The organism is Craterilacuibacter sp., from assembly GCF_051659485.1.
GTDB lineage: Bacteria > Pseudomonadota > Gammaproteobacteria > Burkholderiales > Chromobacteriaceae > Craterilacuibacter.
Window position 1 is genome coordinate 1 of the sequence record NZ_JBOFOO010000384.1, and the last position, 2,911, is coordinate 2,911.

Sequence of the window (2,911 nt, forward strand, 5' to 3'; positions counted from 1 at the left end):
TGCAGTCGCGCGGCTACCGCGGCCAGGGCCGCATCATGGTCGATGCCGCCCGCAGCGGCATCAGCGAGCACGGTATCGCCCACTTCCACCGCAAAGTCGCCGCCTGCTACACCGGCCAGAACGGACAGAATGATGCCAGCGCCTGAATGGCTACACGCCACGCTAGGCGAGACACGCCCCCTCGCCGACGGCATCTGCCAGCTGAGCTTGCTACCGGACACCCCCTATCCGGCGTACGCGTCCGGCAGCCACCTGCTGGTGCGTGTCGGCGGGCAGACCGACAGCCCGGCAAACGCCTATTCGCTGCTGGACTACCGGGCCCACGATAGCGTGCGCATTGCCGTGCGGCACGCCGAAGCGTCGCGTGGCGGCTCGCACTGGCTGCACACGCTCAGGCCGGGCGACCGGCTTTGCATCAGTACGCCGGCCAACCTGTTCCCGCTGGCACCTGATGCCGGCGGACATGTGTTTATCGCGGGCGGGATCGGCATCACGCCGTTTATCGCGCATCTGGCCGCACTGGACGCCGCCGGCCAGCGCGCCCGGCTGCACTACGCCTACCGCAGCATCAGCAAAGCGGCCTTTGTGGCAGGCCTGTCCGGCCGTGCCGATACGCAATGCTACGACGCCAGTTGCGGCCAGCGCATGGACATCAGGGCGCTGCTGCAAGGCATAGACGCGCACACCCATGTCTACGCCTGCGGCCCACAACGGCTACTGGACGATGTCGAGCTTCACGGCGCAGCCCTGCGCGCCACCGGGCGCCTGCATATCGAACAGTTCAGCCCGCCCGCGCATCAGGCGATAGACGAGGGCTTCACCGTACAGCTAGCCCGCAGCGGCCAGCGACTGGCGGTGGCGGCGAGCGAAACCATCCTCGATGCCATCCGGCGGCAAAGCACGGTCAAGGTCGAAAGCCTGTGTCTGGAAGGCTACTGCGGCACCTGCGAAACCCGCCTCCTGTCCGGACAGGCGGCACACCGCGACCAGTACCTGAGCGAGCAGGAGAAGCAGGCGCAAGACCGCATCATGCTGTGCGTTTCGCGCGCGGCCTGCCCGCATCTGGTGCTGGATCTGTAGCCGGGCTCAGCCGTCAATTACCTGCGGTGCCAGCCGGATGCCGTACTTCTTCATTTTGTACTGCAAGGTGGCACGCGGCAGGCCGCAGCGGCGTGCCGCTTCGGACAGGTTGGGATAACGGCGCAGGTAATGCAGCAGCAACTGGCGCTCGAAGCCGGCCAGTTGCTCATCCAGCGTGCCTGACGCCTCGTCGACCTCGGGCGGCGCTACTGACAGCGCTGCAGGCGGTGCCGGCTCGGCGGCCGGTCGTGGCGGCGCAGTTTGCTCATCTTCCTCCAGCAGTACGAAGTCGAGCTCCTCGCCGTTTTCACAGAAAATCAGGCTGCGCAGCATGATGTTTTCCAGCATGCGCACATTGCCCGGCCAACTGTGCCGTTGCAGCCGTTCGAGCACCGCCGTACTGATGCGCAGCACCCGATTGCCGGTCAGTTTGCCGTGGCGGGTAAGAAAAGCGTGTGCCAGCAAGGGAATATCGCACCGGCGTTCACGCAGTGGCGGAATGCTGAGATAACCGACATTCAGCCGGTACAAAAGGTCAGGGCGGATGCGCTGCCGGCTGAGCATTTCCTGCGGCGACTCGTTGGCAGCTGCGATAATGCGCACGTCGACGCGAATCTCCCGGCTGGCACCCACACGGCGGAAAGTCATCTCCTGCAAGGCACGCAACAGCTTGGCCTGCACCGCCAGCGGCATCGAATTGAGTTCATCGAGAAACAGCGTGCCCCCATGCGCACCTTCGAGCAGGCCGGCACGGTCTTCGGCACCGGTAAATGCCCCCTTCACCGTGCCAAACAGCGCGCTTTCAAACAACTGCTCGGGCGTGGCGGCACAGTTAAGCACCAGATACGGCTTGCCGGCACGTGCACTCTGGCTATGCAACAGGCGGGCAAACAGCTCTTTGCCGGTTCCTGTCTCGCCGCAGATCAGCACCTGCACATCGGTGCGCGCCAGACGCTGTGCCTGCTGCACCAGTTTCTGCATCGCAGGATCGCAGCTAATGATTCCATCATCGTGTAGTGGCAACCGTTCGTGCAGACGCTGCTGCAGGTCGACAAAACGCTCGTGCAACTGATTGACCTCGGTCAGGTCACGTGCGACTTCGATCGCGCCTATCACTGCGCCGTCGGTATTGCTCAGCGGCAAAGTGGTGTGCACCTGATGCACCGGCTTGCCGCTGGCGTTGTAGTAAAGCTGGTACTGGTTGTGATAACGCTTGCCGCTACATAGCGCCTGCAACAGCGTACTGCTGTGCTGATTCATGCCGGGGTAGACCTGCAGCAGCGACCGGCCGAGCGCACGTTCGGCCAGACAGTCGTCCAGACGCGCACTCTCCGCGTTGTAATACACATAGTGACCGTCAGCGTCGACGATGGCGACCGCCAGCGGCAGGCTGTCAAGAAACTCGGCCAGCAAGGCAATGCTGGCCGCAAGTTGCGTGTCCATGGTGTGCCTCTCCCGGGGATGCGCCCCTTTTTATGACTTACACATACCATGTTTCACACGCAGGCGGCCAGTAAGCTCGCTCTGGCTGCCGAATATCGGGCAGAAATACAACTTTCCGCATCGACGGCGGAAAACCACCGCACCACACATGGCCATAAGCCCTTGTTTTTACGTGCCCTAGCAAGCAACAAACGGATGGCACGCATCCTGCTTATAAATGGAGGCTGTGCACCGCACAGCCTGATCGTGCGCACTTAAATGAGAAAACATTGCCGATGCCATCCGACCCGCACGCTGCCGCACTGCCCGTCATCGAGATCACCGACCTTCACAAACGCTTTGGCACGCACGCTGTCCTGCAAGGCGTCTCTTTTACTGCACATCAGGG

General features: G+C 62.9%; 2 protein-coding genes. One reads left to right on the plus strand and one right to left on the minus strand.

Annotated elements, in window-relative coordinates:
• The first annotated feature begins 132 nt into the window (after nt 1-132).
• The gene (locus tag ACRC1E_RS13240; protein WP_438515559.1) at nt 133-1,080 is read left to right on the plus strand and encodes a PDR/VanB family oxidoreductase; all 948 of its coding nucleotides are present in this window, start codon (nt 133-135) and stop codon (nt 1,078-1,080) included.
• A gap of 6 nt (nt 1,081-1,086) precedes the next feature.
• On the opposite strand, the gene ACRC1E_RS13245 is transcribed toward ACRC1E_RS13240, so the two are convergent.
• The gene (locus tag ACRC1E_RS13245) at nt 1,087-2,523 is read right to left on the minus strand and encodes a sigma-54 interaction domain-containing protein (protein WP_438515560.1); all 1,437 of its coding nucleotides are present in this window, start codon (nt 2,521-2,523) and stop codon (nt 1,087-1,089) included.
• Between the last annotated feature and the right edge of the window lie 388 nt (nt 2,524-2,911).

Bases quoted from the DNA above. Each gene is read 5' to 3' on its own strand.
- ACRC1E_RS13245 (WP_438515560.1), bottom strand. From the start codon at position 2,523: ATGGACACGCAACTTGCGGCCAGCATTGCCTTGCTGGCCGAGTTTCTT.
- ACRC1E_RS13240 (WP_438515559.1), top strand. From the start codon at position 133: ATGCCAGCGCCTGAATGGCTACACGCCACGCTAGGCGAGACACGCCCC.